This window comes from Staphylococcus sp. HMSC34C02, from assembly GCF_001838705.1.
GTDB classification, from domain to species: Bacteria; Bacillota; Bacilli; order Staphylococcales; family Staphylococcaceae; genus Staphylococcus; species Staphylococcus borealis.
This window is the reverse complement of record NZ_KV838560.1, coordinates 84,832-103,493: the sequence shown is the minus strand read 5'-3', so window position 1 is coordinate 103,493 and position 18,662 is coordinate 84,832. Positions and strand designations below refer to the sequence as shown.

The 18,662-nt window shown below is 35.6% G+C and carries 17 protein-coding genes and 1 pseudogene; 11 read left to right on the top strand and 7 right to left on the bottom strand.

Features of this window, described 5'->3' with window-relative positions; translation table 11 throughout:
• Positions 1–89: 89 nt before the first annotated feature.
• Together HMPREF3239_RS02215 and HMPREF3239_RS12410 are read right to left on the bottom strand one after the other, a co-directional pair.
• On the bottom strand, positions 90–1,229 hold the full coding sequence (locus HMPREF3239_RS02215; RefSeq protein ID WP_053030029.1) for a polysaccharide deacetylase family protein: 1,140 nt from the start codon (positions 1,227–1,229) through the stop codon (positions 90–92).
• A gap of 135 nt (positions 1,230–1,364) precedes the next feature.
• Positions 1,365–1,535 carry a hypothetical protein gene (locus HMPREF3239_RS12410; RefSeq protein ID WP_154392021.1) on the bottom strand — a complete coding sequence of 57 codons (171 nt, stop codon included), beginning with the start codon at positions 1,533–1,535 and terminating at the stop codon, positions 1,365–1,367.
• Positions 1,536–1,606: 71 nt separating this feature from the next.
• On the opposite strand from HMPREF3239_RS12410, the gene HMPREF3239_RS02210 reads away from it, so the two are divergent.
• Complete coding sequence (locus HMPREF3239_RS02210; protein WP_053030030.1) at positions 1,607–2,530, top strand: ABC transporter substrate-binding protein; 924 nt, start codon at positions 1,607–1,609, stop codon at positions 2,528–2,530.
• Positions 2,531–2,600: 70 nt separating this feature from the next.
• Here the strand turns inward: HMPREF3239_RS02210 and yut are convergent, their stop codons facing one another.
• On the bottom strand, positions 2,601–3,503 hold the full coding sequence (yut, locus tag HMPREF3239_RS02205) for an urea transporter (protein WP_070854564.1): 903 nt from the start codon (positions 3,501–3,503) through the stop codon (positions 2,601–2,603).
• Between the two features lie 217 nt (positions 3,504–3,720).
• Between yut and HMPREF3239_RS02200 the strand changes: the two genes are divergently transcribed.
• The 7 genes from HMPREF3239_RS02200 to HMPREF3239_RS02170 are packed head-to-tail and all read left to right on the top strand — an operon-like array spanning position 3,721 to position 8,789.
• Positions 3,721–4,023, top strand: coding sequence for an urease subunit gamma (locus tag HMPREF3239_RS02200; protein ID WP_053030032.1), 303 nt, complete (start codon positions 3,721–3,723; stop codon positions 4,021–4,023).
• A gap of 12 nt (positions 4,024–4,035) precedes the next feature.
• Complete coding sequence (locus HMPREF3239_RS02195) at positions 4,036–4,443, top strand: urease subunit beta (protein ID WP_053030033.1); 408 nt, start codon at positions 4,036–4,038, stop codon at positions 4,441–4,443.
• Complete coding sequence (ureC, locus tag HMPREF3239_RS02190; protein WP_070854563.1) at positions 4,443–6,158, top strand: urease subunit alpha; 1,716 nt, start codon at positions 4,443–4,445, stop codon at positions 6,156–6,158. Before HMPREF3239_RS02195 ends, ureC begins: the two co-directional genes overlap by 1 nt.
• Before the next feature lie 12 nt (positions 6,159–6,170).
• Positions 6,171–6,623, top strand: coding sequence for an urease accessory protein UreE (gene ureE / locus HMPREF3239_RS02185; protein ID WP_070854562.1), 453 nt, complete (start codon positions 6,171–6,173; stop codon positions 6,621–6,623).
• Positions 6,616–7,305: an urease accessory protein UreF gene (locus tag HMPREF3239_RS02180; RefSeq protein WP_053030036.1), complete on the top strand. Its 690-nt coding sequence runs from the start codon at positions 6,616–6,618 to the stop codon at positions 7,303–7,305. Before ureE ends, HMPREF3239_RS02180 begins: the two co-directional genes overlap by 8 nt.
• A gap of 12 nt (positions 7,306–7,317) precedes the next feature.
• Positions 7,318–7,932 (top strand): urease accessory protein UreG, encoded by a 615-nt coding sequence (gene ureG, locus HMPREF3239_RS02175; RefSeq protein ID WP_070854561.1) that lies wholly within the window; start codon positions 7,318–7,320, stop codon positions 7,930–7,932.
• Positions 7,932–8,789 carry an urease accessory protein UreD gene (locus HMPREF3239_RS02170; RefSeq protein ID WP_070854560.1) on the top strand — a complete coding sequence of 286 codons (858 nt, stop codon included), beginning with the start codon at positions 7,932–7,934 and terminating at the stop codon, positions 8,787–8,789. Before ureG ends, HMPREF3239_RS02170 begins: the two co-directional genes overlap by 1 nt.
• A 224-nt stretch (positions 8,790–9,013) precedes the next feature.
• Here HMPREF3239_RS02170 and HMPREF3239_RS02165 read toward each other — a convergent pair whose 3' ends face one another.
• Together HMPREF3239_RS02165 and HMPREF3239_RS02160 are read right to left on the bottom strand one after the other, a co-directional pair.
• Positions 9,014–10,660: a phospho-sugar mutase gene (locus tag HMPREF3239_RS02165; RefSeq protein ID WP_070854559.1), complete on the bottom strand. Its 1,647-nt coding sequence runs from the start codon at positions 10,658–10,660 to the stop codon at positions 9,014–9,016.
• Positions 10,661–10,910: 250 nt separating this feature from the next.
• Positions 10,911–11,888 (bottom strand): SMP-30/gluconolactonase/LRE family protein, encoded by a 978-nt coding sequence (locus HMPREF3239_RS02160; RefSeq protein WP_053030040.1) that lies wholly within the window; start codon positions 11,886–11,888, stop codon positions 10,911–10,913.
• Between the two features lie 278 nt (positions 11,889–12,166).
• On the opposite strand from HMPREF3239_RS02160, the gene HMPREF3239_RS02155 reads away from it, so the two are divergent.
• The 3 genes and pseudogenes from HMPREF3239_RS02155 (at position 12,167) to HMPREF3239_RS02145 (ending at position 15,700) form a co-directional block, all read left to right on the top strand.
• Positions 12,167–13,129 (top strand): oxygen-dependent tRNA uridine(34) hydroxylase TrhO, encoded by a 963-nt coding sequence (locus HMPREF3239_RS02155; protein ID WP_053030041.1) that lies wholly within the window; start codon positions 12,167–12,169, stop codon positions 13,127–13,129.
• 350 nt (positions 13,130–13,479) lie between these two features.
• Entirely contained in the window at positions 13,480–14,697 is a 1,218-nt protein-coding gene (locus HMPREF3239_RS02150) for an MFS transporter (protein WP_053030042.1), read from the top strand.
• Positions 14,698–14,733: 36 nt separating this feature from the next.
• Positions 14,734–15,700, top strand: a pseudogene (locus HMPREF3239_RS02145) (choloylglycine hydrolase family protein).
• A 69-nt stretch (positions 15,701–15,769) separates the two neighbouring features.
• Here HMPREF3239_RS02145 and HMPREF3239_RS02140 read toward each other — a convergent pair.
• Both HMPREF3239_RS02140 and HMPREF3239_RS02135 read right to left on the bottom strand, forming a co-directional pair.
• The gene (locus HMPREF3239_RS02140) at positions 15,770–17,146 is read right to left on the bottom strand and encodes an MFS transporter (RefSeq protein WP_053030044.1); all 1,377 of its coding nucleotides are present in this window, start codon (positions 17,144–17,146) and stop codon (positions 15,770–15,772) included.
• A gap of 151 nt (positions 17,147–17,297) precedes the next feature.
• Positions 17,298–18,659 (bottom strand): gluconate:H+ symporter, encoded by a 1,362-nt coding sequence (locus HMPREF3239_RS02135; protein ID WP_371106754.1) that lies wholly within the window; start codon positions 18,657–18,659, stop codon positions 17,298–17,300.
• Positions 18,660–18,662 lie beyond the last annotated feature (3 nt).

The window sequence follows — 18,662 nt, the reverse complement described above, 5'->3', positions numbered from 1 at the left end:
TGCAAAATAGCATCATCATATTATTTATGTCCCATGCTCATTTCGCTGTCATTTGTCATAGCGATGAGTCATGTGCCTGTGACTTCTGATTATTTATACGCTTTGTCACCTTTAAAATAACTACGATCTTCTTTGCTATAAACCTTGTCAGGGTCTACAAATGGTTTCAACTTGTATTTAAAGTCATAAAGATTCAAACCATCGATAGCAACACGATCTTGATATACACTATACTCACCGATATCAGTAAAGTTATTAGGACCTACGCCCGCTAAATATTTGAAACCAGCTTTATGCTCTAGATATTGATAACCTGCAGAGCCCCTATCTTGCGCGCCATGAGGGAAAATAAATAAATCTGTTTGTCCAATGATTGGTGTGACTTCTTTCTTCCAACGTTCGGTATCTTTCACAATACGATCATATGAACTATTGGCAAAATCAATGTGCCCCCAAGAATGACTTGCAAATGTCCAACCGTCACGTTTCATTGCGTTTGCAACTTTGATTGCTTGTTCTTTTCGCTCATGATAATCTTTGCTGTCTAACTCATTGGTACGATATCCAAGTACACCGTTATATCCTGTCAAACCAACGACACCCTTTTGTCCATTCAGTGAGAAATCGGGATGATCTTTCACAAAGCGATTTAGAATCGGAACGATATCATTCGTTTCACTTTGTGTTACTTTCCCATCTTTACCTTTTGTTTCAGATACAACGTGATTAGATTTGTCTAAGACTAAGCGGTCTGCATAGCCGTTTCCTCTCATATAATCATAGTAATTCATATCATCAATGGATAAAATTAATGGTTTCTTTCCTTTAGGCAGCTTTAATGTTTTCTTCTTAATAGGTTTAGAATTAAAATCATAGGCATCATGTGGATCAATTAATATGTAATGATGTTGATATAACTCATCAAGTGAACGTTTAAATTCATCAACAGTAATCATCCAATCATTATTACCTTTTGCTTGATTTGCTTCACCAGTGAACGCGATCTTAGGATCTGTAATTAACGGATGAAAAAAGACATGCGCCACATCACCTTTATATTCAACCCAATCTTCTTGTCCAGAATTTTTCTTTTTCGCATACATGTTTGCTTCTTTATTTTGCGATGCTTGTTGCGCTTTTTTATCTTGCGTGTGTGATGTCGATTGACATGCACATAAAACAATGGCGAGAACAACTGTGAATACACTCAACAAATATTTCTTAGTCATGCATTTACTCCTTTATATAACAAAGTGATTTTATGCCGATCACTGAATATTATATAACATTTTTATACTATATATAACATATCATTTATAGCTTAACGTAATTTTTACATGACATTAATTTTATTTAATATTAAATTATTTGTTTTTACGCTTTTCAATGAATTTCATAACTAAATTAACTACAATGGCTAGAACAATAATGCTCTTTAATATTAATTCGTAAATTTCCGGCATTGAAAATGTACTAATAAATACAAATACTATGATGAGCACTATCGCAATTTTATCGTGACTATCTAATGTCATTCTATTTCACCTTTTGCTTCATTTTAATTTCCTATATAATTGCATTATACATATAAAAGGAGATGGATGTTTTGAGAAAATTATTTGCTGTAGCGTTAGTATTTATTTTAGCCTTAGCTGCTTGTGGTAATAATAGCGATAATAATCGTTCTAATGATGCTAAAGAAGATACTAAATCTTATACAACTGACGATGGGGATAAAATTAAAATTCCTAAGGAACCTAAACGAATCGTTGTTTTAGGTACAACGTATGCCGGTGGTTTAAAAGAACTTGATGCTAACATTCAAGCTGTCGCTAAAAATGTTGATGATAGTTCAGTATTAAAAGATAAATTTAAAGATGTTAAGAAAATTGATCCTGAAAACGTTGAAGCTGTAGCTAAAGCGAAACCAGATTTAATCATTACTTATAATACTGACAAAAACTTGAAAAAATTGAAAAAAATCGCACCTACTGTCGCATTTGATTATATGAAGCATGATTATAAAGAACAACATTTAGAATTAGGTAAAATTATCGGTAAAGAAGATAAAGCGCAAAAATGGGTAGATCAATGGGAAGATAAAACCAAAGATGATGGTAAAGAAATTAAGGATGCCATTGGTGAAGACGCTACTGTCTCAATCATCAAAGATTTCGATAAAAAAATCTATGTTTTAGGTAAAACTTATGGTCACGGTAGCGAAGTACTTTACGATTCATTCGGTCTAAAAATGCCAAGTAAAGTTGAAAGTGCAACTAAAAAAGAAGATTTAGCTGATATTTCTGCGGAACAAATTCCAGAAATGGCTGGTGATTATGTCGTAACACCTGTTGCTAAAGGGGCTGACCTTTCATTCGAAAATAAAGATGTTTGGAAAAATACAGACGCAGTTAAAAAAGGACAAACATTTAAAGTTGACGAGGGTGTGTATTGGTTAAACGATCCCTATTCTCTTGACTTTGAACGTAAAGATTTAAAGAAAAAATTATTAGATTCTGCAAATAAATAGTGCCTTACTTCATAACAACCATCAACCGACCAGAATACCTGGTCGGTTGATGGTTTTTTTATTATAACATTTAATTTGTTTCTTCAACTGATGCCTTGCCAGCGAACATCACAATCCATGTGGCAAATATGAAAGGTGCCGTAAATACAGGTAATCCTACTGGTGCAAGTAACGTTGCGAGTGCACCATGCATTACTACAGTTAATAACAACCCTGTAATGACTGCGATATACGTATTTAATTTCGTCGTAAATATCGCACCCAACGCAATACCTGTAAGTATAGCGTTATAGCCATATAAACCATTCGTAATAGATGGATAGTCACCACCAAGTGCCACAATAAAGATAACAGCTAAGATACTGGAAATGATGGCGTATATACCACCTTTGATTGATCCCACAAAGATGCCTATTATAATTAACACACTTCCCAGTATAGACGTCACTAGAAAGATTTCACTGAAGTTCGTAGTAATACCACTTAGCCAACTGATATGATTATGACTAATATCTGGATGTTTTACTTGTTGTGGCAATATATCAATTGTCACTTTTAATTTCGAAAATTGTGTCGTCATTGCTAACACTAACCACGTCATCAATACAAATGGAAATGTTAGCATAGGTACACCAAATGGCTTTAACCATTCTCTAATGGCCGCCCCCATAGGCAACGTTAAAATGGTCGCAATCAGCAATACAACCCAAGCTACCATTGTAGATTGAAGGAACAATGCTAAACCAATAGCCGTTAACACAGCATTATACCCTGCTAAGCCATCTTGAATTTCCGCTTCACTATAATTGAAAAAGGGTGCCAATAAGAGCGCTAATACGCTACCTATCATAGCCGCTATACCGATCTCCCATCGAGCCACAAACAAACCAATTAAAATCAGTACCCCTGACCATTTGTTATTCATAAACACAACTTGCGCTATATTTTTGAAAAAAACATCAATATACTTCACAAACTCACCTTACTCTTTTGTTATTACACTTCATTCTTTTAAATTCTAGCACTATTACTACAACTTACAAAATACTTTTACAAAATTTAATCATGTAGAAATACAATTAGAGTTTGGATTTAAAATAATTGTATGACTATATTGCTTGTACAATATTCTTAACAGTTCTAACATTAAAACTACGAACTTTATTTTCAAATGGAAAGAAGGAATAGATATGCATTTTACTCAGCGTGAACAAGATAAGTTGATGATTGTTGTAGCTGCAGAAGTTGCAAGACGTCGTAAAGCACGTGGTTTAAAGTTAAATCATCCTGAAGCACTTGCTTTAATCAGTGATGAATTACTTGAAGGTGCAAGAGACGGTAAAACCGTAGCCGAATTAATGAGCTATGGCAAAACAATACTAAATGAAGAAGATGTCATGGAAGGTGTTGCAAGCATGATCAAAGAAATTGAAATCGAAGCAACATTTCCAGATGGAACGAAACTCATTACAGTCCATCATCCAATCGTCTAAGGAGGCAATAGTATGATTCCTGGAGAAATTATTGTTAAAAATACTGAAATCGAAATTAATCAAGGACGCGCGGAAACGGTACTTGTTGTTAAAAATACTGGTGACCGTCCAGTACAAGTTGGTTCTCACTTCCACTTCTTTGAAGCTAATAAAGCATTAAATTTTGAACGTGAAAAAGCTTATGGCAAACACTTAGATATCCCCGCTGGTGCAGCCGTACGTTTCGAACCAGGAGACGAGAAAAAAGTGCAACTTGTTGAATATGTAGGCCATCGTAATATATATGGTTTCCGTGGTTTAGTGAATGGCAAAATTGATGAAAGTCGCGTTTACCGTCCTACCGACGAGAATGATGACTACGCCGGTGTATTTCATGACGAAGGCGAAGAAAACGTCAATAAAAAAGGAGGACAAGATTAATGAGTTTTAAAATGACGCAATCTCAATATACCAGTCTTTATGGTCCGACTACAGGCGATTCAATTCGTCTAGGTGATACAAATTTATTTGCTCAAGTTGAACACGATTATACAAGTTACGGAGATGAAGTCACTTTCGGTGGCGGTAAATCAATTCGTGACGGTATGGGGCAAAATCCTAACGTGACACGTGACGACCGTTATGTTGCAGATTTAGTTATAACAAATGCAGTTATTATAGATTACGATAAAGTAGTTAAAGCAGATATTGGCATTAAAAATGGCTACATCTTTGCTATTGGCCAAGCAGGTAATCCAGATATTATGGATAATATTGATATCATTATTGGTGCGACAACAGATATTATTTCAGCTGAAGGTAAAATTGTGACAGCTGGTGGTATTGATACACACGTTCACTTTATTAATCCAGAACAAGCTGAAGTAGCACTTGAAAGTGGTATCACTACACACATTGGTGGCGGAACTGGTGCATCTGAAGGTACTAAAGCTACGACAGTAACCCCTGGCCCTTGGCATATACATCGCATGCTTGAAGCAGCTGAGCAACTCCCTATTAACGTTGGTTTCACTGGTAAAGGTCAAGCTGTTAATCACACTGCGCTCATTGAACAAATTCATGCAGGTGTCATTGGATTGAAAGTTCATGAAGACTGGGGTGCAACACCATCAGCACTTGATCACGCATTAGCCGTTGCAGATGAATTCGATGTTCAAATTGCCCTTCACGCTGATACATTAAATGAAGCTGGATTTATGGAAGATACAATGGCAGCAGTTAAAGGCCGTGTCTTACATATGTATCATACTGAAGGTGCAGGTGGTGGACATGCGCCTGACTTAATTAAATCCGCATCATATCCTAATATCTTACCTTCATCTACCAACCCAACATTACCTTACACACAAAATACTGTCGACGAACATTTAGACATGGTAATGATTACACATCACTTAAACGCATCTATTCCTGAAGATATCGCCTTTGCAGATTCTCGTATTAGAAAAGAAACTATCGCAGCTGAAGATGTACTCCAAGATATGGGCGTCTTTAGTATGGTAAGTTCTGACTCACAAGCGATGGGACGTGTAGGCGAAGTGATAACACGTACTTGGCAAGTCGCTCACCGTATGAAAGAACAACGCGGTTTCTTAGATGGTGATGCAGAATACAATGATAACAACCGTATTAAACGTTATATCGCTAAATATACAATTAATCCTGCAATTACACATGGTATTTCAGACTATGTTGGTTCAATCGAAGGTGGTAAATTAGCAGATTTAGTGATGTGGGAACCAGCCTTCTTCGGTGTTAAACCTGAACTAATTGTAAAAGGCGGTTTAATTAATGCAGCGGTTAATGGCGATGCTAACGGTTCAATTCCAACATCAGAACCACAAAAATATCGTAAAATGTATGGCCAATATGGTGGCAATTTACAGCATACTGCCATTACATTTGTGTCTAAAACTGCATTCGAAAGTGGTATCTACCGTAGCTTAAACCTACAACGTATGGTTCGACCTGTTCATGGCATTCGTAATTTAACGAAAAAAGACATGAAGAATAACGATGCTACACCTAAACTTGATGTAGACCCACAAACTTATGAAGTATTTGTTGATGGCGAAAAAGTGACTAGTGAACCTGCTACTGAATTACCGTTAACTCAAAGATACTTCTTATTCTAGGAGGTACGTTTAATGATTATAGAAGAAATTCAAGGAAACATTGCCAATTTACCAGCTGAAGATAAACAAAAACACGTTGAAAAAGTCTATTTAGAAAACGCTGATTTAGTTAGACGTATTCAACGTGTGACAACAGATCATGGCACAGAAATTGGTATCCGTTTAAAACAACCTATTGATTTACAATATGGTGATATTTTATATCAAGACGAAACAAATATGATTGTGGTTGATGTGAATTCTGAAGACTTACTCGTTATCAAACCACGTACGTTACAAGAAATGGGCGATATCGCACATCAACTTGGCAATCGTCATTTACCTGCACAATTTACAGAAACTGAAATGCTTGTACAATATGATTATTTGGTCGAAGATTTATTAAAATCATTAGGCATTCCTTATAGTCATGAAGACCGTAAAGTTAATAAAGCCTTCAGACATATAGGACATTCACATGATTGATCATTCACATCTTCGATTATTTCAGTTCTGTGATTCACAATTTCCTACAGGTGCATTTAGTCATTCATTTGGTTTAGAAACATACATTCAACGCGATGTAGTGAAAGATGCTAAGACGTTTAAAGCATGGTTACAGCTATTTTTAAATGAGCAATTAACCTACTCAGACGGTTTAGCTATGCGTTTTGTCTATCAAGCGTTAGAAAATGAAGATACAGAAGAAATATTAAGATTAGACCGCTTAATCTATGTTCAAAGTTTGCCTCGCGAAACACGTGTCGGCACGAAACAAATGGGCACACGTATGGCAAAACTGGCAATGGAACTTTATGATAGCGAATGGATGACGTGGTACCATACGCAAATGACTGAGAAGCGCGCTAAGTTACATCCAGCGATTTGCTTTACAATGTTAGGCCATCATTTAGGCATTGATATCGAAACGATTATTGATTATTACTTGTATCAAAATGTTTCAAGTTTAACTCAGAATGCGGTACGTGCAATCCCTCTTGGTCAAACAACGGGGCAACAAGTTGTGTCAGATATGATTCCGCATATTGAACGTACGCGTCAACATATCTTCACATTGAACGAATCAGACTTTGGTGTGACAGCACCAGGATTAGAACTTAATCAAATGGAACATGAGAACGTTAATGTGAGAATCTTTATTTCATAGGAGGTAATATTTATGGCAAATCCAATTAAAATTGGTATTGGTGGTCCTGTTGGTGCAGGTAAAACACAATTAGTAGAAAAATTAGTCCGCCGTCTGTCTAAAGAATTAAGTATCGGTGTTATCACAAATGATATTTATACTAAAGAAGACCAAAAAATCTTAGTCAATACAGGCGTGTTAACTGAAGATAGAATCATTGGTGTCGAAACAGGTGGCTGTCCACATACAGCTATCCGTGAAGACGCTTCAATGAATTTTGCTGCGATTGATGAATTATTAGAACGTAATGACGACATTGAGTTAATATTTATTGAATCTGGTGGCGATAACTTAGCCGCTACATTCAGTCCAGAATTAGTAGATTTCTCAATTTATATTATCGATGTAGCCCAAGGTGAGAAAATTCCACGTAAAGGTGGTCAAGGTATGATTAAATCTGACTACTTCGTTATTAATAAAACAGACTTAGCGGAATTTGTTGGTGCGTCATTAGACCAAATGGCTGAAGATACGAAGACATTTAGAGGAAATCGTCCATTCACATTCACTAACCTTAAGACTGATGATGGCTTAGATAATGTAATTGAATGGATTGAACGTGATGTATTGCTTAAAGGGCTAGCTTAATGACTGAAGACAAGAAACAAGCTATTGAACAACCTTGGACTGGACAGTTAGACTTAACTGTATTCAATAATGGTAAACGCTCTGTTGCACGCGACATCTTCTTTGAAAAAGCGCTAAAAGTCATTCGCCCAGTCTATTTAAATCATTCAACGATGCCTACGTTCTATATTGTGAACGTGGGCGGTGGTTACTTAGATGGCGATCGATATCGAATGAATATCAATGTAGATCAAGGCGCAGCAGTGACGCTCACATCACAAGGTGCTACGAAGATTTATAAGACGTTGAATGATCGTGTGGAACAATATCAAACATTCCATATAGCGAAAGATGGATATATGGAATATGTTGGTGACCCGATTATTGCTTACGAACATGCGAAATTCTATCAGCACAATATATTCAAGTTAGATGAAACGGCATCTATGTATTATACAGATATTTTGACGCCTGGCTATTCTATGCGTGATGAACATTTCACATATGATTATATGCATTTATTAAATGAAATTTACGTCGGTGATGAACTCGTCACTTACGATAATTTGCGTATGCATCCAAGTGAAACAGAGATTAGTTCGATTGGTTATATGGAGCATTACACACATTTAGGTTCAGCCTATTTTATTCATCCTGACGTGACGCAAAAGTTAATCGATGAAGTGTATGACGCAATTAAAGGTTATATGAAGCAATATGATTGTCGTCTTGGTATAACACAATTGCCAACACATGGCTTTACCGTGCGTGTATTATCAAATATGACACAGGAAATTGAAGAGATTCTGAATACGGTACAATCTTATATTGCGAATAAATTATACGATCGACAAATCAATTTTTTAAGAAAGTATTAATAAAGCAGAACAGGGAGCGGGACAGATTTTTTTAAAATCGTTGTCCCGCTCCCTGCTTGCTTTGATTGAAAAAGCGATGACGCACTTGACCAGCCTTTTACAAAGGTTAATGGTCGTGATTCATCGCTTTTTGTTTTCATTTTTGTCTCAAGACGTATCTGATTCCTAGTTGCGTCTTGCCATCAAAATGACGTCTTTATACTAGGAAAGACATTTGAGAAAGGCTATTCGGTATCGACAAATATATAATTATAGATTTCTTGTGATACTTGTTCGAAGTTATCGACGTTGAGTGAGAGATAAAACTTCAGTTTAGGTTCTGTACCTGATGGTCTCAATGCAATAAAGCCTTCTTTAAAGATAATTCGAATCACATTTGCTTGTGGTAATGATATTGCTTCTTCGGTATTATCTTCTTTATTGACGCGTTTTAATGTCTCGTAATCTTCTACTGCAACAACGTTTAATCCTGCTATGATTTCAGGAATATTTTGTCTTAATTGATTCATTAATTCGTTAATCTGTTGTTGTCCTTCTTTACCTTCAAAGACTTTAGACATCGGTTTATCACGATATTGCCCTACTTCGTTATGAATCTCTTTTAAAGCGTCGTATAGTGTTTTGCCCTGACTTTTCAAAATAGATGCATACTTAATCATCAATGGCACGATTTGAATAGCATCTTTGTCTCGTACGAAATCATCGGCCAAATAGCCATAGCTTTCTTCATAGGCGAATAGGAACGATTCTGTATCATCTAATTCACGAATAGCTTTAGCAATATGTTTAAAGCCGATTAAGACTTCCTTCACAGTGACCCCATGTTGTTGCGCAAGACGTTTACCTAACTCACCACTTACAATAGATTGAATAACAAATGAATGCTCCGGTACATTCGTGTGTTCGAGAAGATATTTAATGAGTAATGCCCCGATTTCACTGCCACCAAAGTAATATGTTTGTCCATCTGTATAACGTTCAACAAACCCCATGCGATCAACATCTGGATCTGTTGCAATAATTAAATTCGCATCGTTATCATGTGCTTGTTGAATCGCTAAATCAAAGGCTTCTCGTTCTTCAGGGTTCGCACTTTTCACGGAACTAAAGTTCGGATCAAGTTCACATTGTGATTGCACTAAGCTGACTTGTTTAAAATTCAGATGCTTTAACACGTCTGGAATAATCGGTACTCCGGTACCATGTAAACTCGTATAAATAACCTTTAAGTCAGATTGTGGAATATCTCCTACTAACCGTGTAATTTCATTGATATAACTATCATTAACCGCTTCTGGTAAATCACTAGTATTCTGCTCAATGCGTTCTTGGTTTAATTTAATATTTAACTCAAGCGGATCACCTAAATTATTGATATAGTTAGCAACTTCTAATGACGTAGCCTCATCTAATTGTGCGCCATCTGCACCATAAACTTTGATGCCATTATAATCTTTAGGGTTGTGGCTTGCTGTAATCATAATACCTGCAGATGTTTGCAAATATCGCACAGCATAAGAGAGCTGTGGCGTTGTTTTATACACATCTGACAGATAAACTTTGATATCATTCGAAGTCAAAATTTGCGTAATAATATGCGCGAATTCTGATGATAAGTGACGAATATCATAGTGAATGACAATTGAAGGATTATCTTCTTTATCTTTTAAGTAATTAGCAATTCCTAATGCCAGACGTTGTATGGTATAGCGATTTAAACGACCTGGACCAAGTCCAAACTGGCCGCGAATACCGGCAGTACCAAATGCTAATTCAGTTTCAAATCCTTGTTCTTGAAACGTTGCGGTCTGGCTATCATAGAATGATGCTACAAGACTGTCATCTTTATATTTCATCCAATTGTCTTTCATCATATACTCCTTTCATACTTATGCGGATGTCTTATTATTCTATTTCAGTATACTGGATATTTAAAAAAGTTTCATTTGATTAGTAAATAAGCTCTATTTAGTAATCTTTTATGCTGGCCGAATTAAACTTGCAATAAGTTACTCATAGTGATATAATACATTCATAAATTAATTCCATTGGCAACACCAAACCCCTCACTATTGCGCTAGTGAGGGGTTTTATGGTGTGTTAGACGATGTCGCTTATTACTTACTGAAATTGATAGCTTTCATGTCCTTTCGCAAAGGCTTCAACGGTATAAATCATAGAACCACCTTCTGAGCCATTCTCAATGTCATTGGTACAAATAAGCAATTGATTTGTTCCAGGAATAAATTGTGGATGTGTTGAACGTAACATTTTTCCTTCATCACGCCCTGGCATTAAGATTTGACCAATAGGATAGCCACGTTTATTAAAGACTAAAACACGACCTTGGCCATACATCGCTACATATAAATTATCATCACTATCGATACATACTGAATCTGGCCCTTCATGTCCAGTAAAGTAATATGGAATCGTTGCGCCAAATGGTGCAATTGTCACACCATCGTCCTCCAATTGAATACGATGAAGTCGATTTGTCGTTGTTTCTGTCACCCATAGTACTTTTTCATCCGTACTTAACGCTACTCCGTTAGCTACTGAAATATTCTGAATGACTGGTGTTACTGTCTTGAAGTCAGGCGAAACGTAGTAGACGCCACCTTTAGGGTTAGTAGAATACCCTCTGAAATCAGTGAAATAGAAGCCACCTTTACTATCAAAGACCATGTCATCAATACAATATTCCGTGTTAAGTTCCGAAATAATTTCTTCAAACTGTTCACCATGTTCATCAGTAGCGAAGATGCCGCCTGTTGACTCAAAGTCACCTAAATAACATGTAAATAATCGTCCATCTTTGTGTATTTTGACTGCAGCTGGATTTTGTTTTGTTGATTGAAATGCTGTTGAAACTTCTTTTGTATTTATATCAACTTTAAAAATTTTACCGCCAAATACTTCACATAAGAACAAATTATGATCTCTATCAAAGATGAGACCTTCTAATTGCAATCCTTCATCTGAAATTTTCAACCATGGTTCGGCCGTTACCGTTTGTAATTCACTTTCAGAAATAATTGGTACTGCGCTTTTAGATGCTCCAGTATATGTTAATTTTGGTAAAGATTGATTTGTCATTATTAACATTTCCTCCCTTTGTGAAAAGTATCATTTGCATTCATTATAATCCATTAATACACTTTCTACTTATCGTACTACATGTAATCGTTTTCAAAAAGTAATTATACTTCTAACATAGGTCTATTGCCCTATTTTAAAAACTGAAATATTGAAAGTTATTGTAAATTTGATAAAATAATATAATGTTGATTTTTATAAAAAGATAAATGAATGAATCATTAAATGATATGGCTTGCCTTTACGATAAATAATAATTTTTAGAGGAGAATCAGAAAATGGATTATAGAGTGTTATTATATTACAAATACACAACGATTGATGACCCAGAAACATTTGCTGCTGAGCATTTAGAATTCTGTAAAGCAAACAACTTAAAAGGTCGAATTCTAGTGTCTACAGAAGGTATCAATGGTACGTTATCAGGTACGAAAGAAGATACAGATCAATATATCGAACATATGCATGCAGATGAACGTTTCGCAGATATGACGTTCAAAATTGACGAAGCTGAAGGTCATGCTTTCAAAAAAATGCATGTTCGCCCAAGAAATGAAATTGTTGCACTTGGTTTAGAGGACGATGTTGATCCACGTGTCACAACTGGTAAATACTATTCACCTAGTGAATTTAAAGAAGCATTGGAAGATGAAGATACTGTTATCTTAGATGCACGTAATGACTATGAATTTGATTTAGGTCACTTCCGCGGTGCAATCCGTCCAGATATTACACGTTTCAGAGATTTACCAGATTGGATTCGTGAGAATAAAGACCAATTAGATGGTAAAAATATCGTAACATATTGTACAGGTGGTATTCGTTGTGAAAAATTCTCAGGCTGGTTAGTAAAAGAGGGCTTCGAGAATGTTGGTCAATTGCATGGCGGTATTGCAACGTATGGTAAAGATCCTGAGACTAAAGGTGAATATTGGGACGGTAAAATGTACGTCTTCGATGAGCGTATTAGCGTAGACGTCAACCAAGTTGAGAAAACAGTGATTGGTAAAGAACACTTCGACGGCACACCATGTGAGCGTTACATTAACTGTGCTAATCCAGAATGTAACAAACAAATTCTTGTTTCAGAAGAAAATGAAGCTAAATATCTTGGCGCATGTTCATATGATTGCGCGAAACATGAACGTAACCGTTATGTAGCTAAAAATAATATAAGTGATGAAGAATGGAATCGTCGTTTAGACAATTTTAAAGACGTACCAGAACACGCACACGCATAGTGGTCTGAACAAAAGCGTTAGGAGGCAGTTAAACACTACCTCCTAACGCTTATTTTTTAGGCTTAATCTTATTAGGGAGCGAGGCAGAAATCATATTTTTCAAAATGTATTTCTTTGTCCCGCTCCCAATTTGCTTAACTTGTATATTTGCTTGATAAAATGCTCTTTGCTAAGGTCCACCGTCAAGGATGACAAGGTTTGAAAAAACCTAATTCAAGTGCATTTTTTATTCAGTCAACTACTACCAATATATCTTTATAGCCTGAGACACCTATTGATATCCCGTTTTTTTTATAACTACCCAATGCTATAATAGTGTAAAAAATCCCTTCTGAAATGTGGTGACATTTATGACAAAGCACAGCAAAGATTTTTACCATTTACTTTATAGTCAGTTATTCGCTAATACTGGTGATATTTTAACGATAGTGGGTTTAATTGCTGTTGTTTATAACATGACATCAAAGACGACAGCCGCTTCTTTAATTCCGATTATTTTTACTATGGGTATTTTTGTAAGTAGTTTTATTTCAAATTATATTTATCAATACCTTACTCAGAAAAAAGTATTATCTATATTTCAATTTCTTAAACTAGTGAGCTTAGCGTGCATCGCCATTCTATTAATGATAGAAATGACCCCTGCTTTTATATTTATTTTGCTTTTCTTCAATGCTCTTTTTGACGGATTCACAAATCCTATTAAGAACTCAATGATTCCTTTTATTGAGAATAAAGACGCAATCACTTCTGCTAACGCTTTGATGAATATGATGAGCAGCATTGTTCAACTGTCTACTTGGGCATTAGGCGGTGTCTTAATGAGTCTTATCGGTGCAAAGTACTTATTTTTATTTGCATTAATACTAGAAATAGTAAGCTATTACTTTATTTTACGCCTTTCAGAACGTCATGTTTATAAAACAGATAAGGAAACGATTTTTAATAGTTTTAAAACCGTTATCCGTGATAACTATCGCAATAAACTAAGTTTATATCTAAATATTTCTATCATTTTTGAATCATTCGCAACAACCATTTGGATTGCAGCAATTATTTTGACTTACACAAGAACTTATTTACACGTTCCTGATTATTGGTTTGGACTGATTAATGCCTTTTTCTTTAGTGGCACAATTATTGCAGGCCTATGGATAAATTATAAAGATCGCTTCTTTACGCAGATCAATTACCCGATTATTATTTACGTTCCTGTGCTCTTAGCATTTATTAATTTAAGCTTTATCCTCCATCATTCAATCATTATTGTCTTATTATTTTCATTATTGATGGGCATTTTCGAAGATATGCGTTACATTTCTTTAAATTCGGTAGTTCAACGTTATACGCCTAAAGAGATTCTTCCTTCTACATACATATTAAACAATTTATTCAGTAGTATTTTCTTCGCTATTGGAACTTTTGTTATATCAATGATCGTTGACTATTATGGTATTATTTGGGCCTATATTATTTGCTTTAGTATGTATATATTAACTTTTATTTTAGGACTCTTTTTCCGAAAATATTTTAAAATTGAAATACATAAACAGACATCTTATAATTGAAAATAATTCTCACTTTGGATATGGAGGCTATTGTATATGTGTACAGGTTTTACGTTTCAAGCTAAAAACGGTGATGTTATTTTAGGTCGTACGATGGATTATGATTATCCTTTAACTGGTCATCCAGCTGTGCAACCACGTCACTACTATTGGGAATCTCGTGTAGATTATAAAGGGACAACGAAGTATGGTTTCACTGGTGCTGGTTCTGATATGGAAGGGTTTATTTTCGGAGATGGTGTAAATGAGCATGGCCTTGCGATTTCAAATCAATATGACCGAGGTTATGCCTCGTACGCTAATAAAATACGTGATGGCTATATTAATATTTCACAAACTGAAGTGTTAACATGGGTGCTTGGTTACAACCAAACGATTGAAGAACTGATTGAACAAGCAGACCAAGTTAATGTCGTTGCACATACATTAAATGATATTAATGAAGCACCACCTTTACATTATCATGTATCGGATGCAACAGGTCGAACTGCAGAAATTACATTTGTAGAGGGTCGCATTGTCGTTCATGATAATCCAGTTGGTGTACTAACAAATAGTCCTGACTTAAGAGAACTTGAAGAACTATGCGAATGTGACGCCTTACAAACCCCAATATAAACGCTATAAAAATTTATATATTGGAAATGAAAGTGGTACGTCTGGACTACCAGGTGGCTACACGTCAGCAGAACGTTATGTAAGAGCCGCTTATCTCGTAAATAATATGTTGCCTGACGATGGTGATGATGCGGTGTTGGATGCCTTTAGAATGCTTGATAGCGTCAGCATTCCTAAAGGAGCAGTTCGCCCTTCTGAACATGAATTCCACTATACGCTATACCAAACTGTATTTAACTTAACGTCACGTACGTTATATGTAAAATACTATAATTCTAATCGTATTGCTGAATTACAATTAACAGAGGACTTATTAAATAGCGAGGACTTAGTCATGTTCGATCCTATCCCTCAAGGTTTGACGACCGATAAAGTGAATGAATAGTTTTTTAAAGAAGTTCTTACATATTTATCTATAAATAAGCGTGGCTGAGTATACAGTCACGCTTGTTTGTTATGCTTTAACATTTTTAGGGATAAGAATAAATGCCGAAATGAGGCCAAGTACCATAATAATCGCACCTACTAAGAAGGAAATCATTGCTGACATTTCTACTGAGTAGAACTGTTGGCATACTGTAAATACAGTTGTATTTAATGCAATACCAAAGGCGCCCCCAAGTGTAGCACCCATCTTATATAAACCTGTCGCAAAGCTCACTTTTTCTTCTGGCATGTTAAACACCGCAATGGTTAACCCTGGTGTTGCTACCAATCCATTACCAATTGCACAAACCACGAATGCGAACGTTACAACACCAACATACCAACTTGGTGATAAGAATGTACAACTAATTAGAATAATACCAATTGCTGGGAATAGTGGTCCTGCAATTAACATGCTTTTACCACCATATTTTTGAATTGCTTTTTCACCTAAACGAATCATTGCAATCGCCATGAAGACGTACGGCACAGTGACTAACCCCGTTTGTGCTTCACTCATGCCAAATTGCTTTTGCGCATAGCCATTGAAGACAACTGTAGTCCCAACGCCTGTGTTAAGTACGAAATTATTAATCGTTGATCCTAGAAATGCTCGGTTTTTTACAATCGAGAAATCAATAAATGGTGTGGTTTTGCCTTTTTCAAAAAGATAGAACACAATTAAGGCAATGAGACCAATAGCAGCAACAGATAATGTGAAACGACTCGTCCAACCATATGTAAATCCTTGTGTCATCAGCAACATCAAGCAAGCAATGACGACACCAAAGATGATCATACCTACATAATCAAAAGGCTGATGATTACGTTCTGAACGTGGCGTTTCCTTTCTACGACTTAAAATATAGATTGCAATCACTGACAAAATGATTGAAATTACAAAGATCATTTGCCAACTTAATAAACTAGAAATAAGACCGCCGACATAGGAAGAAAATCCAATTCCGCCAACTGTCGCAATCATCATAAAACTATAGGCTTTACGCAAATCTTGACCTTTAAATTTATCTGATACTAAACCAATCGTTGAAGGCAAGAGTATCGCAGCTGACAGCCCTTGAAAGATTCGTCCAATAATTAAAAAGGGTGTTGCTGGCACAATGATCAGGCTAAGACAGCCGATGATACTAAAGATAAGACCTAATATCGTCATTTTCAGGTTGCCGACTTTATCAGCAATATCCCCTGCTCCTACCATGAAAATACCAGTTACAAAAGCGACTAAACTGATTGATAGATTTAATGTTGAATCCGCAGCACTAAACGTCTTTTGAACGCTTGAGCCAATATTAATAAATGATTGCGCAAACAACCAATATGTTAACACTGCAAAACTAGCCGCAATGATTAATTTACCGTCAAACTTACTTTGATGCGATTTCACATCTGACACTTCCTTTACATAATATAATCAACCTAGATAATGAGAATTGTTCTCATTTAACCTTAGTTATTATATCACGTATGCAGAGAAAATATATAGGGTTAAATTTCAAAGAGACTTCTACTAATTTTTGTAAAAGTCTCTTTGAAAATCACACTATCAAGTTAACTATTAATATCAATCCTAAACCAACTACCGAAAGAATTGATTCTAATAAAGTCCATGTTAAAAAAGTTTCTTTCATAGATAGTCCATAGTACTCTTTAAACATCCAAAATCCTGCATCATTAACGTGCGAGCAAAATATACTTCCTGCACCAATCGCTAATACCACTAGTGCTATATTAACATCTACTGCTTGTAATAATGGTAAAACAATACCTACAGATGAAATCGCAGCTACTGTAGTAGAACCCAACGCAGTACGTAATAAGGCTGCTGCTAACCAAGCCAAGATTATAGGTGACATTTCAGTGCCCTTGAATATATCAGAAATAGTATCTCCGACTCCACCATCAATTAAAATTTGCTTAAATGTACCACCACCGCCAATTATTAATAGCAGCATTGCAATTGGTGTTATCGCATTAGTAACTGTCTCCATGATATTTTTCATATTTTTATTTCTTCTTAATCCCATTGTATAAATTGCTATTAACACAGCTATTAACATTGCAGTAGTAGATTTGCCTAAGAAGAATATTACACCTTCTAATCCTGATGCCTTTCCACTTTCATTCCCAGTGATTAATTGTACGCCTGTCGAAAACAACATAAGGATAACTGGAGAAAGTGCAGTCAATAAACTTATTCCAAAACTTGGTAAAGATTGTTTTTCATCATCTTTAACTTCTCCTAACTCATTTTGATTACCTAACTTATCAAAAGCTGATGGAGAAAGCTTATAAGCTAATTTAGGGAAAGTCCCGCCAACTATAATTGCTAGAGGAATACCAATGATAAAACCATACATTAACACATAACCTATATTGGCATCTAAAGCTTCAGCTATTGCAACAGGTCCAGGATGCGGTGGTAAAAATCCATGTGTTATTGCTATTGAAGTTGCCATCGGTAACCCAACAACTAAATTAGATATTTTCATTCTTCTTGCTAGTGTAAAAACTAAAGGAATTAGCAATACAAATGCAACTTCTAAGAATAATGAAATCCCAATTATGAAAGAAGCAATTAACATTGCCCATGTTACATATTTCTTTCCAAATGCGTTTATTAAGGTGTCAGCTATTTTAGTTGCCCCGCCACCATCTGATAGAAGCTTTCCTAATATAGATCCTAAACCAAATATTATCGCAATGTGACCTAGAGTATCTCCCATTCCTTTTTCAATAGTTTCCACAATTTTTTCTAAAGGCATACCTAATAAAATACCAGTTACCATAGAAGTTATTATTAATGAGATAAATGTATTCAATTTACATATCATTATCAATAACAATAATATAATTACCCCTATTACAACTGCAAACAATGGCCAAAATTCTCCCATCACCAT

What these genes read in the sequence shown, in the direction of transcription:
- HMPREF3239_RS02215 (WP_053030029.1), bottom strand. Translation starts at nt 1,229, where the DNA reads ATGACTAAGAAATATTTGTTGAGTGTATTCACAGTTGTTCTCGCCATT.
- HMPREF3239_RS12410 (WP_154392021.1), bottom strand. Translation starts at nt 1,535, where the DNA reads ATGACATTAGATAGTCACGATAAAATTGCGATAGTGCTCATCATAGTA.
- HMPREF3239_RS02200 (WP_053030032.1), top strand. Translation starts at nt 3,721, where the DNA reads ATGCATTTTACTCAGCGTGAACAAGATAAGTTGATGATTGTTGTAGCT.
- HMPREF3239_RS02195 (WP_053030033.1), top strand. Translation starts at nt 4,036, where the DNA reads ATGATTCCTGGAGAAATTATTGTTAAAAATACTGAAATCGAAATTAAT.
- ureC (WP_070854563.1), top strand. Translation starts at nt 4,443, where the DNA reads ATGAGTTTTAAAATGACGCAATCTCAATATACCAGTCTTTATGGTCCG.
- ureE (WP_070854562.1), top strand. Translation starts at nt 6,171, where the DNA reads ATGATTATAGAAGAAATTCAAGGAAACATTGCCAATTTACCAGCTGAA.
- HMPREF3239_RS02180 (WP_053030036.1), top strand. Translation starts at nt 6,616, where the DNA reads ATGATTGATCATTCACATCTTCGATTATTTCAGTTCTGTGATTCACAA.
- ureG (WP_070854561.1), top strand. Translation starts at nt 7,318, where the DNA reads ATGGCAAATCCAATTAAAATTGGTATTGGTGGTCCTGTTGGTGCAGGT.
- HMPREF3239_RS02170 (WP_070854560.1), top strand. Translation starts at nt 7,932, where the DNA reads ATGACTGAAGACAAGAAACAAGCTATTGAACAACCTTGGACTGGACAG.
- HMPREF3239_RS02165 (WP_070854559.1), bottom strand. Translation starts at nt 10,660, where the DNA reads ATGAAAGACAATTGGATGAAATATAAAGATGACAGTCTTGTAGCATCA.
- HMPREF3239_RS02160 (WP_053030040.1), bottom strand. Translation starts at nt 11,888, where the DNA reads ATGACAAATCAATCTTTACCAAAATTAACATATACTGGAGCATCTAAA.
- HMPREF3239_RS02155 (WP_053030041.1), top strand. Translation starts at nt 12,167, where the DNA reads ATGGATTATAGAGTGTTATTATATTACAAATACACAACGATTGATGAC.
- HMPREF3239_RS02150 (WP_053030042.1), top strand. Translation starts at nt 13,480, where the DNA reads ATGACAAAGCACAGCAAAGATTTTTACCATTTACTTTATAGTCAGTTA.